Below are 17,903 nucleotides of genomic sequence, written 5' to 3' on the forward strand. Positions count from 1 at the left end.
AACGCTGCAGGCTCACAAGCCTTATAAATAGTTGCCGTCCAGATCCATTCCGTCTAGTCGCATGTCGTCCGGGTCTGGCATGGCCTCATCGGGTATCCAGGGCGCCATGCACTCGCGCACTTCCACGCAGGGGTCGGTAAGTGCCTCCATAAAATTCACCAAGTCCGTGACCTGCCCATCGTCCAGCGACACCACTGGCAAGAGCGATTGCCCACTTTCCAGTAGCGCCAGCCAGTGATTGAGCGCCTTGAGCGAGTTGCGTTCAGCGTGGGTGACCTGCACATTGCCGTCGAGTTGCGCCCAGTCGTACTCGTAAAAGCCGCGCTCCGGATCCAGGTGCTGGCGAATAAACCCTTCCATGGTGGAAAAAGCACCCGCGTGGCCCCAGGGGCCCGTCGCCGTAACGTTGAGCAGTGTCGGTGTGCGGAAAGCGAAGCGATCTTTCTCTTCGCCGGTCTCGCGGAAGCGGCCAAAGTCTTCACTGCCGTCCTCGCCATTGCCCTTGCCGCGGCCGATTTGAATCATCGCCACATTGTGGAATTGCTCGTCGGTAAAAAAGTCGCCGCTGTGGCAGGCCGCGCAGTCGGCGCCGCCTTGCTCCACCGAGCGGTAAAACAGCAGGGCACCGCGTTTTTGTGAGGCGGTCAGAGCCTCTTCGTTACCCTGCACGTAGGCTTTCCAGGGGGTATCGACAAACACTTGCGAGCTCTCGTAGGCGGCGAGGGCATCGGCAACATTGGCAAAGGTAATCACCGACTCGGGCGTGCTCTGGGCATTGCCGTAGGCGGCGACAAACAGCTCAAGCCAGTGGTTGGTGCTCAGGTGGCCGCCGGGCGGATTGCCGTAGCCGCCGAGCCGTTCCTGCAGGTATTGGCGCACCTGCTGGTTGCTTGCCCCGTCAAACCAGCCGAAGTTTTTCATTTCCTCGGGCGAGGTCACCGGAAAGCGCGCTTGCGCCACGGCGAGGCTGGTGCCGGCATCGGGGTCGGCGCTGCCGTAGGCAACATCCGGTGTACGAATGCCCGCGCCATCGGCGCCGCCTTTGCGTGCGGTGCCGCTCAGGCTCTCGACCCGGCCATCGTGAAACAGGACTTTGTCCCACATGCCGATGTTGAAGGTGGTGGGCGCGTTGCGCGGCACGGTGGGGCCGCCGTCAAAGTGATCGCCATCCTGACTGTGCAGGCGGCCAAGTCCGAGCAGATCCTGATACTCGGCGTCCACGCCCACGGACAGTGCCAGGTCATCGCCACCGCCCAGCATCGGGTGATGACAGGTGACACAAGCGGTGTCCATGTCGCCGCTCAGGGCTTTGCTGTAAAACAGCTGCATACCCAGCTGCGCCTTGGGCGAGTCGATGCTCGGCAGCTCGCGGCCGGTGCTTGGGTCGCCGGTAAGTTGGTGGGTGTTGATTTCGGTGCGCAGCTCGAGATCCAGCTGGTTCGGAAGCTCGGACGAAGATGTGGAATCACTGCCGCCGCAGCCGGTAAGACCGACGGCAAGCAATAGCCCCCACACCAGGCCAATCCTGCCCGGCAGTGCATTAACAATGGTCACGGTGGTAAGTCTCTTGTTGGTATTGTGTTTTTTAGTATCACTTTGTAACAGGAGAAGTGTGAACAAGGTCACAAAGTGCTTGGCGCGGCATTTTACCAGCGCCTTGTGGCAATACCAGTACCTTTTTAGGGGGTATCTAAATTCGAGTTAGGGGGTATCCAGCTTTGAGGCCCAGATGGCCAGCTTGTGTTGAATGGATTTTTGCGAGACTTGTTCTTCGGGCAGAGGTTGAATGAGTTTGTCGTGCACCAGCAGGCGATAGATATAGAGCATCCGATCGGCGGCGGAGTCCGTGGGTTCGAATTGGGCGGCGCCGCGCTTTTCGGCGTACACCGAGCCGACCTTGAGGGCTTTTTTGACCAGCTCTTTTTCGTTTTCCAGTTTCTTCACGTCGATTGGTCTCTCGGTCAATGGGTCTGTGTGTTGGGTGAGGGCGGTGAGGCCTGTGAAAAGCCGAGCCACTGTGGGCAGCGGCTGACAATCACCAAGGCAATAAAATCATAGACGCCATGCCAGCTGGCCACCAGTACAAAGCTCTGGGTGGTGTGATAGACAATACCAAAGGCGAGGCCGACCACCAGGGTGACCAGAAAATAAGTCAAAGACAACCAGTGCAGCGCGGCAAACACCAGCGATGCCAGCACAATAGCCACGCTCGGATAACCGAACCCGGCCAGCCAGTTTTGCAGCAGTACGCGAAATAACAGCTCTTCACCCACCCCGGCGAGCAGGGAGATAAACGCCAGCTGCCAGAGCGAAAGCGGCGTAAAGAGTTGTTGCATCTGGCCAATGTGTGGACGCAGTCTGGCCCGAAAGCCCGGTAGCCAGCGCACGCTGAGCGCCATGGCACCATAGGTTGCCAGTGCCGCCAGGCAGCCCCAGAGAAGCGCACCGGCTCCGGCGCTGCCGGGCGGATTAATGACTATAGTGGTAAAGGACAACAGCAGTAGGGCGATCACCGATAAGCCGCCTTCAAACAGGGACATGGTGACAAAGACGCTGTGTTTCATGGCGCGAGTTTAGCAGCAAGAGCGCTCGAGCGTGAACGGGCCGACAGTTTCGGGCGCCTGGGCAGAGTAGCCTGTCATCAGGATATTTGTGGCAACTGGCCTTGGGAGACGATTATGCGCGTATTCATGCTGGTGGGAATTCTGGCTCTGCTGACCGCTTGCGGTGGTTCGGGGGGTGGCTCGGGCAATGATGCCTCGTCTTCAAGCGCCGCTGACAGCTCCGGCAATCAGGCGTCCACCTCTTCATCCAGTGTATCCAGCCAGAGCAGTTCATCGTCTTCGAGCCTGTCCAGCCAGTCGTCTGTGTCTAGCAGTGTATCGTCCAGCGCGTCCTCATCCAGTGTGTCGTCGAGTGTCTCAAGTTCATCGAGTGTGGTATCGAGTGCGTCGTCGAGTGTTTCGTCCACATCTTCAAGTAGTGTCTCCAGTGTGTCGTCTTCAAGCAGCGAGAGCAGTAGCTCCAGCAGCTCCCAGAGCAGTTCGAGCAGTCAATCCAGTGAGCCCCCGCAAGCGGGTCTGGATGTCCGGCCCAGCAACAGCAGCTGCCTGGCTGGTGAGTCGCCCCAGCCGGTCACCGGGGTGGCGCTTGAGCGTGCCTACCCGAATCTGAGTTTCAGTGAGCCGGTGGCGATGGAGTACCCGCCCGGCGACAACAGTGTCTGGTATCTGGCCGAGCAGAGTGGGCGCATTTACCGGTTTGCCAACAATGAATCGGTCACTAGCCGTGAGCTGTTTGCCGATTTGCGCGGGCGCGTGAATGACAGTGCCAACGAGGCGGGTTTTTTGAGTTTTGCTTTTCATCCCAACTACGCTGGCAACGGTGAGGTCTATGCGTTTTACCAAGCCTCAGAGCCCGGCGGTGGTTGCTGCGACTCGGTACTGTCGCGCTTTACCCGCGACGCCGGTACCGGATTGTTGGATGAAGACTCCGAAGAAATACTGATCCGCTACACCGCCCCGTACACCTCCAAAAACCATTTTGGCGGTCGGCTGGGCTTTGGCGCCGATGGCTATTTGTATTTGAGTATCGGCGACGGGGGCTCGGCGGGCGATCCGGATAATCGCGCGCAGAACACGGCCAACCTTTGGGGCAGCATGATTCGCATTGACGTGGACGGCGCCTCTCCCTACGCCATTCCCGCAGACAATCCCTACGCCGATCAAGCCGGCTTTTTGTGCAATACCGACGAGCAAATGCTGCAAAAGCAGGGCGCGGGTGGCAACTGCCCCGAGCTTTATGCCTGGGGGCTGCGCAACCCCTGGCGCTGGTCGTTTGACCGCGCTACCGGTGATCTGTGGCTGGCCGATGTGGGCCAGGGCAGCTGGGAGGAGGTGAACATTATTTCCCGCGGTGGCAATTACGGCTGGCGCATACGCGAAGGCGCGCATTGTTATAACCCCTCCAGCGGTTGCCAGACGGCGGGCCTGATCGACCCTGTGGCCGAAGTGCCCCAGCCCGATTTTCAATCCATCACCGGTGGCTATCGTTACCGCGGCAGCGCCATTGCCTCACTCAGTGGTCGCTATGTGTTTGGCGATTACGTCACCCGGCCGCTCTACGCGCTGACCCGCAGCGGTGGCAGTTGGCGCAGTGAGGTGCTGATTGAAGACACCGGCCAAAACATTGCCTCATTCGCCGAAGACGAAGATGGCGAGCTCTATATCTTGAGTTTTGGCGGCGGTATTTATCGCTTGGTCGAGGGGGGTGAAACCGGTGAACAAATCAATGCCCCCGAAACGCTCTTGTCGGCTACCGGCTGCGTAAACCCTACCAACCCGCGCCAGGCGGTATCGGGTTTGATTCCCTATCAGGTGCAGGCGCCGTTTTGGTCCGATGGCGCCTACAAGCGCCGCTGGCTGGCACTGCCCAATGGTCGCCGCATGAGCGTCGCCAGCGGCCAGGACTGGCAGGTGCCGGCCGGCAGTGTGCTGATGAAACACTTCTATTTGGGCGGTGAGCTGATTGAAACACGCCTGCTAAAACACCACACTGACGGCCAGTGGGCGGGTTACACCTACGCCTGGAACGATACCGGCACCGATGCTGAACTGGTCGAGGGCGGCCTGGTGAGCGAGCGCCAGGGCCAGAACTGGATCTACCCCAGTGGCGCCGAGTGTATGCAGTGCCACACCGAGGCGGCGGGCTGGTCGCTCGGCTTGGAAACGGCGCAGTTAAATGGCGAGTTTACCTACCCGTCCACTGGGCGCAGCGCCAATCAGGTGTTCACGTTAAAAGACATCGGTGCTCTCACCGGTTCCACTAACGCCAGCGCGCTCGCCTATCCGCAAGATAGCAGCGCCGGGCTGGATGAGCGGGCGCGGGCCTACTTGCACACGAACTGCGCCCAGTGCCACCGCCCCGGCGGCGGCACCAACGTGAATATGGATTTGCGCTGGCAAACCGATTTGGGTGACACCCGCCTATGCAATGTGCCGCCGCAAAACGGCACTATGGGTATAGATGGTGCCATGCGCCTGCTGCCCGGCAACAGCGATCACTCGGTACTGGTGTTGCGCATGGCGCTGCGCGATCACGCTGAGCAAATGCCTCCGGTGGGGAGCAATCAGGTGGATACCGAAGGCGAAGCGCTGTTGCGCGAGTGGATTGATCAGTTGCCCGGCTGCAATTGAGCGGTAGAGTTGCAGGCCTCCAGGCCGACTAAGGTGAACACTCTGCCAGAAACGCCTGGCACTGCGTTGGGCTGCGTAAGCGCACACAACGCAGGTGTGCGTATTGCGGGTTTTGTATCAGCGCGCGGTAGCGCTTTTTATTCACCCGGTAGGTTTTCAGCGTCCAAAGCAAAATAGAGTCGCGCGAAAAGAGCATACGCAGATTCTCGCGGTTGCCGCTGCCGGACCAGAGTTCGCGTTGATCTCTCACGCGTAAGACCGCGCGCTTGACGGCCTGCCACATGGTGCGGGCAAAGCCAAAATCCACCCAGATAATCGTGTCGACGTCCTTCCATTTAATCGCTGTGGTGCGGCTATAGTTACCATCCAGCACCCAGGTGTCACAATCGAGTGCTTCGGCGAGCTTGGCAAAAAATTCGTCGTCAGTGCTTTGGGTCCAGCCGGGCTTCCAAAAGAGCGCGTCCATTTCAATGCAGGGGACGTTCAGGCGCTGCGCCAGGGCGCGAGAGAAAGTGGTTTTCCCCGAGCCACTGGTGCCGACGACGTTTATTTTTTTCATGGTGGGCTCCCTGTCGCCAGCGCTATGAATTTGCGCTGTGATATTCGCACTGTGGTATTTTAGTGCCGCAGTATAAAAGGGTTGTGTGCATCTCGCGACTGCGGGATAACGCAGCGGATGCCTGCAAGCTCAACCTGCCCACCAAAACCACACACAATAAAAACAGGAGCCCAAGCCATGAACCACCGTTTTATTTACCCATTATGGATACTCGCGAGCGCGTTGATGTTGACCGGAGCCAGTTTTACTCACGCGACTACGGCCGAGCGCCAGACAATACCGCTTTACGATGGAGCCATACCCGGCTCGGTGGCGAGCGAGGATCTGGAAAAAGTTCGCGACCCCAGTCACCCCGATACGTTTTTACAGCGCGTCACCTACCCAACGCTCACACTCTTTTTGCCCGCGAAAGACAAGGCCACTGGCACAGGCGTGGTGATTTTACCCGGCGGCGGCTACCGGGGCGTGTCCGTCGTGAAAGAGGGCTATCAGGTCGCCGAGCGCTTTAATGAGCAGGGCATTGCCGCCTTTGTTGTTAAATACCGCGACCCATTGGACGCCAACATGGCCGACAAGAAAGTCGGCCCGCTGCAGGACGCACAACAGGCATTGGTGCTGGTCAGAAACAAGGCCGCCGAGTGGGGGATTGACCCGGCCAAAGTGGGCATCATGGGCTTCTCTGCCGGTGGGCACCTGGCCTCTTCGGTGGCGGTGCATTTTAACGACCCGGTACTCAGTGATTGGACGGCCGCTCAGGTAAGGCCGGACTTTCAGATACTCGTTTACCCGGTTATCAGCTTTGATGACAGCATTGCACACACGGGCTCGCGCACGAATTTGCTCGGCGAGCCAGCCGAGCCCCAGTGGCAAGCCTACTTTTCCAATGAAACACAAGTGACGGCGCAGACACCGCCGGCGTTTTTAATCCACGCCAGCGACGACACCGCGGTGGTGGTGGAAAACTCCCTGCGCTACTACGAGGCCTTGCGCGCGAAAGACGTCAGCGCTGGTATGGTGATTCTCCCAAGCGGCGGCCACGGTTTTGGTATGCGCAACCCCATGGATTGGTTTGCGGTGATGAGCGAGTGGCTGGCGGTGGAGGGGTTTTAAAGATCTACCCTGGCATCTAGCTTCTGCCAATTGAGAGGTTTTGGCTCTTTTGCGGACTAATCTGCCGTTGCCCTCTAGCTTGCCAACCAACAGCCCAGCCAATGTAGCTTCGTTCTATGGCAAAAGCGGAGTCTACGTCCGACAATTTTTCTTTTAAAAATCAATCTATTACCTCATGCTCTAGTGAAGAAGCGCAGTATTCTGCGCTTCTTGCTATTGCTACCTAACTGCCAATTTTGTAATAATAATGATAATAATTCGTAATTGCATTTGCTGGGGGGGTGGTATGAAATTCACGCGCAAGTATGGAGCGGGTGCTTTGGTGTTGGCTGGATTGGTTGGTAGTGGCGGTGCCGCTGCCGACTTGCAAGAAGCGGATTCCAGTAAAGAGGTTGCAGCGAATAAGGCGGGTTATGAAGAGATTTTTGTCGAGGGGCGTAACGCCAAGCGTGGCACGACTCTCGGCCCTTGGTCTGGTCGCAGCTTACAGGATACGCCTTACTCCATCAGCGTGGTGCCCGAAGAGCTGATTGAGAACCTCCAGGCGAGTGTTGCGGATCAGGTGTTCAAGTTTAATCCGGTCACTCAGTTCCACTGGCCGCAAACACAAAACGATAATCCCTACGTGTTTTTGCGTGGCTTCCAGACAACCACCTTCGCTCGTAACGGTATTACCCGGCAGAAATGGAACTACGCCCACGGCACCACTATGGAAGAAACGGCCAGGGTGGAAGTGCTGACGGGTTTGTCCGGTTTTCTGTACGGTGGTGGTAATGTCGGCGGCATGGTCAACTTTGTGACCAAGCGGCCTACGGAAGAACGGCTCAACTCCATTACCCTGGGCAATACCGGCGGTGAAAACCTGCTCGCCCACGGCGACTTTGGTGGACAGTTTGATCGCGCAGGGAAGTTTGGCTATCGCGTTAATGTGGTGGCGCAAGACGGTGAAACGCCCATTGAAAACCTCAATCACGAGCGCCAGTTTATCAGCGGCTTTTTTGACTGGCAGGTGACGGACAAATTGGTGCTGGAGTTGGACTTGTCCCGGAGGGAGTACTTTCTTGAGGGACGCAACGCGTACTGGTACATGGCCGATGGTGTTGCAAGGCCCGATGCCGATGAACTGGATACTTCCGTTAGCTGGGGGCAGCGCTGGACCAATCAGGACATTGACTCAGAGCGTGTGGGTGTCAACGCCTACTGGGAAATTACCGAGGGCATTAACTTTCGCGCTGGTTTCCTTGATGAGTACAATGAGCGCCGCGGTGCTCATGCGTCAAATACCATCCAGGCTGACAATACCTATAACCAAGAAATTTACAATAGCGAAAACGCGCCGCAAACTATCTATGGTGAAGGTTACTTTGCCTTCCTGGACTTCGCTTTTAATACAGGCGCGATTGGGCACAACCTGACGCTCGGCTATCAGCTGAGCAAGAGCATCTGGGATCTTTACCCCGATGGCAACACCAATACGGCCGGCAACCCAGCATTTGAGGGGCTCTCCCTGGATGGTCCCACCTACATTGAAGAGCCTGAGTGGGGCAGCCATGGTACTCAACCCGTTTACCAAGCCTATGACCAGAGAACGGAGACGATTTCACTGGGCGATGATATTAGCCTCAACGAGCAATGGTCGCTCTTGGTTGGTATCAGCGACAGCCGTATTTACTACAAAAATTTCAATGCACAGGGCGAAGAAACAGCCAACTATGATGACAGTGAACTCACGCCTACCCTGTCTCTGGTTTACAAGCCCAAGGCGAATATCACCAGCTACTTCAGTTACATCGAAAGTTTGGAGCAAGGCGGTGTGGCCAGTGAAAACTACGGTGAGCGACTGGTGATCAACGCCAACGAGGTCATGTCACCGCTGGTAAGTGACCAACTCGAACTGGGCCTAAAAGCAACGCTGGGGCAAACCCTGTTAACGGCCGCTGTGTTTGAAATTGATAAACCGCTGGAATACTACGAAGTGATTGACGAGACCAGCGCCGAATTTGTTCAGGCCGGCCGCCAAGTTCATTCCGGTATAGAGCTGACCGCTACCGGTGAGCTGATGTCAGGCTTGACTGTGGTTGGTGGTATTACCCTTTTGGATGCGAGGGTAGAGAAAAACGAGCAAAATCCCGAGCTCGAAGGGAAAACACCCCGAGGTGTTTCTGAGCAAATGTACAAGCTCTATTTGGAGTACGATATTACCGGTGTGCCCGGCCTTACGGTGAACGGCGGTGCCAGCTATACCGGTGATTTCTATGGCGATAATGAAAACACCGACCGCATAGATGGTTACGCGTTGCTGGATCTGGGCGCTCGCTATGAAATGTCTCTTGCGAAAAAGCCGCTAACCTTGAGGCTCAACATCAATAATCTCACCGATAATCATTACTGGGCCAACCAGTATTTCCTTGGCGACCCAGGGGCAATAGTTTTTTCGGCAAACGTCAAACTGTAGTAAAGAGCGGCCTTCGGCGAGTCCTTATCCGGATTCGCCGGAGCTGATCTACTCTTAGTGCTGACAGGTTTGTGGATCGTCGGCGACGTAATAGGATTTATAGTTGCTGGCTTTAGGGTCCATACAACCTTTTAAATTCAGTAGCTCGACTTTGCGAAATTCAATGGGCGCGCTTTCCGCTTGCAGGGCGATGTAACCTTCGGTGAGCGGCGTGCCGTCATCGAGCTGCATGCCGCTGTAGCGAATCACTTCTTCACCTTCTACGTAGTGAATGGCCAGCTCGTCGCCGTGCACTTCCACTTCGGCCTCGACCCACTGATCACCGTGATAGGTCTTGCTGGTGGATTCAATAATATGGTCGGTGCGAAACTCGCCCTGGTAGAGCGCGTGCGAACCCGGTGTGACTAAATTCGAGGTGTGGCGCTCTTCCGAGCCGTTGCCGCCGAGCAGTTGCACTTCCATGCACGCGGGGTAGCCTTGCTCCAGTGCCATGCTCTGGGGCGACTGGGCGTGGTACATGATGCCGTTATTGCGCCAGGCCCAGTCGGGCGCGCCTTTGGCCTGCTCGCCGACAAAGCGATACTCCACTTTGACGCGGTAATGGGAGAAGGGTTGGTTGTAAAAAATATGGCCGTTGCGCCCCTTAAACTCATCGTACTGGTCGTAGTTGACGATCAGCTTGCCGTCTCTTACCAAAAAGGTGTCTAACGCATTCTCGTTCAGTGGGTAGCCGGCAATTTTGATGGTCCAGCCGTCCAGGTTCTCGCCGTTAAAGAGCGTTTGCCACTGCGGGGTGTCTGCTGAGTGTGCGGCTTGGTCTGTGGAGGGATTTTGGCTACAGCCAGCGAGGGCGGCGGATAAGGCACAAAAGGCCAGGTGTTTTATCGTGGGCATAAATAAAAAGGTTCCAGGCTATCGTTTTTATAGGTAAGCCCGATTTTATAAGATAAAAGGCGGGTGCACGAGCATAGGCACCCGCCTTTTGATTTATTTACCTTTGTACCGTCGGCTCTCTGCCTGCGTGCGCCGGTAGAGTTTGCCCAGGGCTTTGTCCGCCTCGTGGCGCTCGGCCAGGGTGGCCTCGTTGCGGGCCTGCTCCCGGCTGAGTTTGATAAAGCTCTGATAACGTCGCTCGTCCAGCAAGCCCCGCTCTAAGGCATCCAGCACGGCGCAGCCGGGCTCCTGGTGGTGCTGGCAATCGCCAAAGCGGCAGCGCGCGGCCAGCGAGGTAATCTCGCTAAACGTGGCTTCTATAGCCTCGCTGCCTGTTGCCAGCTGCAGTTCACGCAGCCCCGGCGTGTCGATAATCAGCGCGCCGCCGGGCATCGGCAGCAGGGTGCGGCCGGTGGTGGTGTGCCGGCCTTTGCTGTCGTCTTCGCGAATAGCGCCTGTGGCCTGGATATTGGCGCCGAGCAGCGTATTGGTGAGCGTGGATTTTCCCGCCCCGGAGGAGCCGAGCACGACAATGGTTTGCCCCGGCCGGCACCAGGGCGAGAGCGCGGTGGCACTGTCGGCGTCCAAGCCGTTAATGGTCTCGACGCACAGCAGCGGGTCCAGCTCTTGCACCTGCCGGCGCTTGTCATCGGCCTGGTTGCATAAATCCCGCTTGGTGAGTACCACCACAGGCTCCGCGCCGGCCTCGTGGGTCATTGCCAAATAGCGCTCTATGCGATTGAGATTAAAGTCGTCATTGAGCGAGCAGACAATAAACGCGGTGTCCACATTGGCGGCCAGTAACTGTTCCGCGACTTTGGCGCCGGATGCTTTGCGTGAGAAAACACTGTTGCGCTCCAGTAAGCGGCTAAAGTGGCCGTCGTTGAGCAGCAGCCAGTCGCCCACGGTCAGCACCGGCATGGCCGGTGTGATGGGGAGGGTGACAGTGCCGGTATCGCCCATGGCGAGCAGCTGCGAGCGGTGTACGGCCAACACTCGCACCGGCGCAGTGGCCTCCCACTCGTCCAGCGTCAGTTGTTGTTGAAAAAAAGTGTGCCAACCCAGGTTGGCCAGAGAAATAGCGTCCACAAAAACCCCTTACGGCAATGAAACCGCAATGTAGAAAGACAGGAGCTTTTTACAGCCCCGGTTGAGCAACCGGGCGTGGCGGGTTTAAGCGGCGCGCGCCCGGCCAGGGGTGGATACAATCATCGTAAGACCTCCTCACCGTGAGTAATTGATCGGGAACTTTAGCAGGGTTTTCTCGTCAGGACCATAGTCAGCCGAAGCGGCCGTTGCCACCTGGGTCGCAGCAGCGCCATAAGGTAGACTAGACTTCTTTGAATCGACGGACATCATCAAGAGAGCCTATGCGCCCGAGGCATTATCTTTTTATACTCTTCTTCGCCCTAAGCCTGGTGGCGGCGTGCAGCAGTATTACTGCAAAAAGCTCCGCGCACTTGGTGGGTTATTCCGAGCAGGGCAAGGCCTCGTTTTATGCGGCCAAATATCAGTTTCGTAAAACCGCCAGTGGCGAGCGCTTTAATCAGCTGCTAAACACCGCGGCGCACCGCACCTTGCCCTTTGGCACCAAAGTCAGAGTCACCAATAACATCACTGGCGATGCGGTAACGGTAAAAATTAACGACCGAGGCCCGTTTATCGACGGCCGGGTGATTGACCTGTCGCGATCGGCCTTTGCCGCTATTGCGGATACAGACCTGGGATTGGCGGATGTCACCCTTGAAGTGGTGCGGTAATTCTATGCGAGCCAATTTGGGTGTATGGGTGGGGTTACTCCTCTCATTTTCAGCCCGCGCCGGCAGCGTTGATGTCACCGACAACCCGCAACTGTGGATGAACGTCAGCGCCTTTGGTGAAACGCGTTGGGCGGAGGGTGAGATTCACCTGATCTCTACCGATAACTGGTTTTTGCTCAGTAAAAAGCGTTACCGCGACTTTGAGTTAGAGCTGGAGGTTAAATTGCCACAGCCAGAGGAGTACGTGAACTCCGGCGTGATGTTTCGCGGGCAAATCGCCTATGACCCGGCGATAGAAAGCTACTACGCCTATGGTTATCAAGCCGAGGTGGACCCTTCCGAGCGGCGCTGGAGCGGTGGGCTTTATGAGCAAGCCACCGAGCGCGAGTGGCTCTTTCCGCGGCACCCGGAGCGCTCGGCGCCGGGCGAGCACTTTAAAGCCAATCACTCACCGCAGTGGACGCCGGCAAAAGCCAAAGCCTTTAACCCAGGTGCCTGGAATCACTACAAAATTCGCGCCTTGGGGCCAGAGATCACCGTCTGGGTCAACGGCGTGCTCACCACAGCGGTAACGGACACCAAATTTGCCGAGGGGCACATTGGCCTGCAACACCACGGCAGTGCCGCCTACGCCAGCAGTGGCGATACCGCCAATACCATTCAGTTTCGTCGCATTCGCATCACCCAATTGCCGCCACCTGAGCCGAAAAATCCAAAGCATTAATTTTTTAGGGCTTAGTAACAGGCCCCAGCGCAATTGTTCACTCCATGGCGTGGCTGTGCCGGCATCGTCTTTTTATTCTCGCTTAAACGCCTTCGCCAACAGGGCAATCGCGTGATCAAATTCACCGCTGTTCATGCTGGCATAGCCGAGTCGCAGTGCCGGTATGTCTTCACCGCGCCCCGAGAACCGGTAGCCGGGCAAAATACCCAGGCCGGCATGCTGGGCTCGCGCTTCAATCTCCCGCATGGGAGTGGCCGGGGGAAAGCGCAGCCAGAGGGCAAGCCCGCCGGGCGGAACGGTAAACTCTGCCTGGGGCAGATGCTTTGCCACCTGGCCGACGGCGTGGTCGCGCCTGGCTTGATAAATTTTTAACGCACGGCGGATATGGCGCTTTACCTCGCCGTCGCGCATCAGCTCTTCAACGGCCAGCTCGGTAATGGCATTGCCCTGGCGGTCGATCAGCATAATCTGCTCGGCGCAGCGATCTACGATGGGTCTGGGCGCTACCAAATACCCGACGCGCAAACCGGGTGCGAGCACCTTGGACAGCGAGCCGATATGAATAACGTTTTCGGCCGCCTGCGCGCTAGCCAGTGGCAGCATCGGGCTGTGGGAGAAGTGAAACTCGTGGTCGTAGTCGTCTTCAATAATCGTGAAACCGTACTTAGTCGAGAGTTCCAGCAAGCGCATCCGCCGCTCCACGGGCAGCATTACCGTCGTGGGAAACTGGTGGTGGGGCGTGGTGTAAACCGCGCCCAAGCGGTGTTGTTGGCAAAGCTTTTCCAGGTGGTCTAAATCCATGCCCTGCGCATCCTGCTGCACATCGATCACCGTCAGGCCGCAGGCGCGAAAGGCCTCACGCGCAGGCGGATAGCTCAGGGTTTCCAGCGCGATACTGCGCCCGCTGCCCGCCAGCAGTTGGGCGCTCAAGTAAATGCCCATTTGGCTGCCCCGGACAATACACACTTGCTCGTCCGCTACCGCCATGCCCCGTTCGGCCCGCAACATTTGCGCAACCGCTGCCCGCAAGCGTGCGCTGCCGCGCGGATCGCCATAGGCGAGCTGGTTGGCCCGCGAGGAAGACACAATGGCATGGCGAAAAGCCCGTGATATAGCGTTAAAGGGAACCAGGCGGGTGTCGGGCACGCCGTCGCTGAACTGCAAAAGGGGTTTATCCTCATCGGCGTTTAGCGCTGAGCGGCTGGTTAGTGGCGCCGCCAATGGCTCCTCACTTGGCGGGTTCAGGCTGTGGCTGACATTGGGCAGGGCGGCACTGACAAAGGCGCCCTTGCGCGGGCGCGTTTCTATCCAGCCCTGCGCCAAAAGCTCCTCATAGGCTTGCACCGCCGTTTTGCGGTTAATGCTCAGGGCATTGGCCAGCGCCCGGCTGCCCGGCAGGGCATCGCCCGCCACCAATCGCCCCCGGCGAATCTCCTGAACAATGGCCTGCACAATCTGCAGGTGCAGGGCCAGCTCGCCCTTGCGCTCCAGGGTGATGATCAGCTGCCAGTTACGAAGCACGGTTTACTCCTCCCAAGTCTGGACCCTTATTAATTAAAAAACTGGATGTTTTTCTGGTCCAGAAGCTTGGCGCACTATTGGCCACCAAGAGGCCATTGTCAACCTCGCCACAGCCAGAAGGAGGAGCAAATGACATCCACGTTAAACATGCCAAAGAGTGAACTGGTAAAACAGTCGCAGCAGCTTATGGAAAAAACGCAAGCCGCGCCCACCTGGAGCACGCGCGAAAAGCTGGCGCTCACCTGCCGCATTTTGTTCGACGCCGGTCACGACTCCGGCCTCGCCGGTCAGATTACCGCACGGGCGAGCGCCACTGACACCTACTACACACAGCAACTGGGCCTGGGGTTTGATGAAATCTCGGCGTCCAATCTGCTGCTGGTGGATCAGGACCTTAACCGGCTGGAGGGCGAGGGCATGCCGAACCCGGCCAACCGCTTTCACACCTGGGTCTACCGCGAGCATCCGGCGGTGAACTGCATCATCCACACGCACCCGTTTTACGCCGCCACCCTATCCATGTTGGAAGAACCGCTGGTGGTCTCCCACATGGATACCTGCCCCTTGTTTGACGACTGCGCCTTTCTCGGCAACTGGCCCGGTATACCCGTGGGCAATGAAGAGGGCGTACTCATCTCCCAGGCGCTGGGCAACAAGCGCACGCTTTTGCTCGCTCACCACGGGCTGCTGGTAACAGGAAAAAGCGTTGAAGAAGCGCTGATGCTTGCGCATCTGATCGAGCGCGCCGCCAAGATGCAGCTCACCGCCATGGCAGCCGGTGCCATACAGCCCATTGACCCGGCCCTGGCCCGCGAGGCACATGGCTGGATTTCCACCGAGAAGCGCTACCAGGCGTTCTTTTCTTACTACGCACGCAGAGCGCTGCGCAGCCACCCCGATTGTTTGAACTGACTCAACACCCACTGGAGACACAACGAAATGCAAACCACCACCTTTGAAGGCATTATCACCTACCCAATCACCCCCTTTGATGAGCAAGGCAAGATTGATGTTGCCGCGCTAAACAGGCTGATCGACCGGCTGGTCAGTACCGGCTCCAACGCCATAGCGCCGCTGGGCAGCACCGGCGAAAGTGCCTACCTCAATGACGATGAATGGGTACAAGTCGCCGAGGCCAGCATCAAAGCCGTTGCCAAGCGGCTACCGGTGATCGTCGGCGTATCGGACATCACCACCCAAGGCGCCGTCAGCCGGGCGAAAATAGCTGAAAGCCTGGGGGCGGATGCCGTAATGGTATTGCCCGCGTCCTACTGGAAGCTCTCGGACGAAGAAATCTTCGAGCACTACGCCGCCATCGCCCAGGCGATCTCGGTGCCGATTATGGTCTACAACAACCCGGCCACCAGCGGCATCGACATGACGCCGGAGCTGATCTGCCTTATGTTTCAGTCCATCGACAATGTCACTATGGTGAAAGAGAGCACTGGCGATGTTCAGCGCATGCACAAAATCGCCGCACTCACCCAAGGCGACCTGCCGTTTTATAACGGCAGCAACCCTCTGGCACTGGAAGCCTTTGCCGCCGGTGCCAGCGGCTGGTGCACCGCCGCGCCTAACCTAATTGGCGATTTGCCCCTGCGGCTTTACCGGGCGGTTAAAGACAACGACCTCGACAGCGCACGCGAGCTTTTCTACCAGCAACTGCCGCTGCTGCAATTTATTCTTAAAGGCGGGCTGCCTACCACCGTGAAAGCCGGCCTGGCGCTCAAAGGGTTAAACGTCGGTGTACCGCGCAAACCGCTGAGTCCGCTCAGCGCCTCTAACACCGAACGGCTGGAAACCTTGCTAAAAGCCTTTGGGTAAACTGCCGGAATACGGAGTGGGGGCAGCCCCCTCCGTATTTTGTATAAGCGTATCATTCATGCAAAGCGTCTAAACCACCATTTCAGGCATGTGCAGGTATACAGTGATATTCAGATGTTGCGGCCTAACGTGCACGCATTGCCCGTTGGATGTCCACGCTTTACAGTTTTCAATATACAGAAAAACGTTTATAGTCAAACGCTTAACCAGTTCGGAAGGTGAGATAACAAGACCGCCGTGCGCGATATAATGCGCACGCACGCTTTGCTTCCCCTTCCCAGAACTCAAATACCGATTAAATGGCTGAAAAGTCAAAAGCTTGCGCAGCTCTCCTAAAGTTTTTTCAAGGAGTGATAACGCGCATGCGCGATATACAAATGGCGACAGTGGGGCGGGCACAATCATTTAAGTCTGGCCGTCAATTCTCGGCTTGGTTGGGCCTGGTACCAAGGCAGCACTCAACGGGAGGGAAGCCTCGGCTGATAGGGATCAGTAAACGAGGTGATGCCTACTTAAGACGAATGCTGATACACGGTGCTAGAGCGGTTCTAAGACATATGAACCCACGACGACCGGTCACTGCTTGGCTGAGGCAGCTGCAGACCAGGTGTCATAGAAACACGGTGATCGTGGCGCTGGCCAACAAGTTGGCCCGAGTCGCATGGGCTCTATTAGTGAAAGGCGAGCGATATCGAGAAGTTACCGCTTAGAACTTCGAGGCGATCTTGGTTTGCGCAGGTAAAATTACATTGATGACTAATAGGTACACTAAGGTTCGGTCAACCTGGCCCTAACAACGTTCTTTTAAGAACGCTACAAATGATTAGGTCCGAATCAGCGGCTCTCATCCAGTGATCGGAGCAAGTCTCCAACTAGAATCCGTATAGATGGCTGCAAACCTAAACTGTCACCATATTTTGCTTGCACAAAACGGGGCGTCCATAGATGTTATGCGGCAATAGAGATCTAGATGGAACGTAACGTAAATGACATGATAGATGGCTGGGATATTTCGTTACAGCGAAATGTTCATATGTATACTCATGCTCTATCAATACAAAGTGGACAATCTAAATTCAGCATAGATTGCGAAGATTTACCAACTGAAGAAAAAAACATTGGTATATGGTTGTACACATCAACCATTCCTGAATCAAGAGTTGGTGAGGTACAAAAAGTATTGCTCAAATGGGCAAAGCAATACCCAATTAAGTTTCAAATTTATGCAAGCAAAGATGATTTCGTCACAAACAAGTAAAGCGCATAACAAACGGCTGCATCGGACAAATTTCCGCTGTCACCTTTTTTGCAAAAACACGCAAAAAAGCCACCATCAAAAATTTGCTCGGTGAGCCGGGCGTTACATGCATATGGAGATTGAGTGAATAAGAAACTTCTCACAAAGAATTTTCTTGCTCTTGAAAAGGTATTTTTTCATTTCTATCTGTTATCAATCTCAGATACAAATAAGAGCGCTTTCCTTTCTGCGTCTACTCAATGCAAAAGTATTTTAAATCTGATCGACGAAGATGATTATGAAAAAGCAACTCAAGAGTGGTATACATTAATGCATTTTTCTGATGACTCAGTCCCAATAAGTGAAGAATACTTAGAAAAATATACGCCCCTTAAACAAAGAATAATTAATTCAGGGTTGCAATGATCTATTTAGAATATACAAGGTTTAGCTGTCCAGTATGCAACAAAGCCTTAGATGTATCCAAAATCAAAGATCAAGATTTAATACGAAGGCTTGAAAAGCCTAAATATTTTAATTGCCCTAATTGCAATGAAAAAATTATTTTTAGCCCCCATGCAAACC

18 protein-coding genes are annotated in these 17,903 nt (G+C 56.2%); 10 read left to right on the forward strand and 8 right to left on the reverse strand.

Annotated elements, in window-relative coordinates; genetic code table 11:
- Positions 1–21: 21 nt before the first annotated feature.
- From QWI16_RS13170 to QWI16_RS13185, 4 genes are all read right to left on the reverse strand, one after another.
- Positions 22–1,554, reverse strand: coding sequence for a cytochrome-c peroxidase (locus QWI16_RS13170; protein ID WP_302713843.1), 1,533 nt, complete (start codon positions 1,552–1,554; stop codon positions 22–24).
- A gap of 147 nt (positions 1,555–1,701) precedes the next feature.
- Positions 1,702–1,944: a DUF5062 family protein gene (locus tag QWI16_RS13175; RefSeq protein ID WP_302713844.1), complete on the reverse strand. Its 243-nt coding sequence runs from the start codon at positions 1,942–1,944 to the stop codon at positions 1,702–1,704.
- Positions 1,945–1,961: 17 nt separating this feature from the next.
- On the reverse strand, positions 1,962–2,564 hold the full coding sequence (locus QWI16_RS13180) for a CPBP family intramembrane glutamic endopeptidase (protein ID WP_302713845.1): 603 nt from the start codon (positions 2,562–2,564) through the stop codon (positions 1,962–1,964).
- Between the two features lie 227 nt (positions 2,565–2,791).
- Entirely contained in the window at positions 2,792–2,971 is a 180-nt protein-coding gene (locus QWI16_RS13185; protein ID WP_302713847.1) for a hypothetical protein, read from the reverse strand.
- A 22-nt stretch (positions 2,972–2,993) separates the two neighbouring features.
- Here QWI16_RS13185 and QWI16_RS13190 point away from each other — a divergent pair, with 22 nt between their 5' ends.
- The gene (locus QWI16_RS13190; protein ID WP_302713849.1) at positions 2,994–5,195 is read left to right on the forward strand and encodes a PQQ-dependent sugar dehydrogenase; all 2,202 of its coding nucleotides are present in this window, start codon (positions 2,994–2,996) and stop codon (positions 5,193–5,195) included.
- Between the two features lie 28 nt (positions 5,196–5,223).
- Here the strand turns inward: QWI16_RS13190 and QWI16_RS13195 are convergent, their stop codons facing one another.
- Positions 5,224–5,754 carry a P-loop NTPase family protein gene (locus tag QWI16_RS13195; protein ID WP_302713851.1) on the reverse strand — a complete coding sequence of 177 codons (531 nt, stop codon included), beginning with the start codon at positions 5,752–5,754 and terminating at the stop codon, positions 5,224–5,226.
- Positions 5,755–5,931: 177 nt separating this feature from the next.
- Here QWI16_RS13195 and QWI16_RS13200 point away from each other — a divergent pair, with 177 nt between their 5' ends.
- Positions 5,932–6,864 (forward strand): alpha/beta hydrolase, encoded by a 933-nt coding sequence (locus QWI16_RS13200; RefSeq protein WP_302713853.1) that lies wholly within the window; start codon positions 5,932–5,934, stop codon positions 6,862–6,864.
- A gap of 286 nt (positions 6,865–7,150) precedes the next feature.
- Positions 7,151–9,319: a TonB-dependent siderophore receptor gene (locus QWI16_RS13205; RefSeq protein WP_302713854.1), complete on the forward strand. Its 2,169-nt coding sequence runs from the start codon at positions 7,151–7,153 to the stop codon at positions 9,317–9,319.
- Positions 9,320–9,373: 54 nt separating this feature from the next.
- Here QWI16_RS13205 and QWI16_RS13210 read toward each other — a convergent pair whose 3' ends face one another.
- Entirely contained in the window at positions 9,374–10,213 is an 840-nt protein-coding gene (locus tag QWI16_RS13210) for a 3-keto-disaccharide hydrolase (protein WP_302713855.1), read from the reverse strand.
- 93 nt (positions 10,214–10,306) lie between these two features.
- Entirely contained in the window at positions 10,307–11,341 is a 1,035-nt protein-coding gene (rsgA, locus tag QWI16_RS13215) for a ribosome small subunit-dependent GTPase A (protein ID WP_302713856.1), read from the reverse strand.
- Between the two features lie 281 nt (positions 11,342–11,622).
- On the opposite strand from rsgA, the gene QWI16_RS13220 reads away from it, so the two are divergent.
- Together QWI16_RS13220 and QWI16_RS13225 are read left to right on the forward strand one after the other, a co-directional pair.
- The gene (locus tag QWI16_RS13220; RefSeq protein WP_302713858.1) at positions 11,623–12,012 is read left to right on the forward strand and encodes a septal ring lytic transglycosylase RlpA family protein; all 390 of its coding nucleotides are present in this window, start codon (positions 11,623–11,625) and stop codon (positions 12,010–12,012) included.
- 4 nt (positions 12,013–12,016) lie between these two features.
- Complete coding sequence (locus QWI16_RS13225) at positions 12,017–12,736, forward strand: 3-keto-disaccharide hydrolase (protein ID WP_302713859.1); 720 nt, start codon at positions 12,017–12,019, stop codon at positions 12,734–12,736.
- Positions 12,737–12,808: 72 nt separating this feature from the next.
- On the opposite strand, the gene pdxR is transcribed toward QWI16_RS13225, so the two are convergent.
- A complete protein-coding gene (pdxR, locus tag QWI16_RS13230; protein WP_302713860.1) occupies positions 12,809–14,257 on the reverse strand; it encodes a MocR-like pyridoxine biosynthesis transcription factor PdxR in 1,449 nt (482 codons plus the stop codon).
- 129 nt (positions 14,258–14,386) lie between these two features.
- Between pdxR and QWI16_RS13235 the strand changes: the two genes are divergently transcribed.
- The 5 genes from QWI16_RS13235 to QWI16_RS13255 all read left to right on the forward strand — a co-directional run bounded on the left by QWI16_RS13235 (position 14,387) and on the right by QWI16_RS13255 (position 17,744).
- A complete protein-coding gene (locus tag QWI16_RS13235; protein ID WP_302713862.1) occupies positions 14,387–15,169 on the forward strand; it encodes an aldolase in 783 nt (260 codons plus the stop codon).
- A 27-nt stretch (positions 15,170–15,196) separates the two neighbouring features.
- The gene (dapA, locus tag QWI16_RS13240) at positions 15,197–16,081 is read left to right on the forward strand and encodes a 4-hydroxy-tetrahydrodipicolinate synthase (protein WP_302713863.1); all 885 of its coding nucleotides are present in this window, start codon (positions 15,197–15,199) and stop codon (positions 16,079–16,081) included.
- A gap of 299 nt (positions 16,082–16,380) precedes the next feature.
- A complete protein-coding gene (locus QWI16_RS13245; RefSeq protein WP_302713865.1) occupies positions 16,381–16,791 on the forward strand; it encodes a transposase in 411 nt (136 codons plus the stop codon).
- Positions 16,792–17,051: 260 nt separating this feature from the next.
- Positions 17,052–17,339 (forward strand): hypothetical protein, encoded by a 288-nt coding sequence (locus QWI16_RS13250; RefSeq protein WP_302713867.1) that lies wholly within the window; start codon positions 17,052–17,054, stop codon positions 17,337–17,339.
- 123 nt (positions 17,340–17,462) lie between these two features.
- A complete protein-coding gene (locus QWI16_RS13255) occupies positions 17,463–17,744 on the forward strand; it encodes a hypothetical protein (RefSeq protein ID WP_302713869.1) in 282 nt (93 codons plus the stop codon).
- Positions 17,745–17,903 lie beyond the last annotated feature (159 nt).

The sequence above is a fragment of the Gilvimarinus algae genome, from assembly GCF_030518215.1.
Taxonomy (GTDB): Bacteria; Pseudomonadota; Gammaproteobacteria; order Pseudomonadales; family Cellvibrionaceae; genus Gilvimarinus; species Gilvimarinus algae.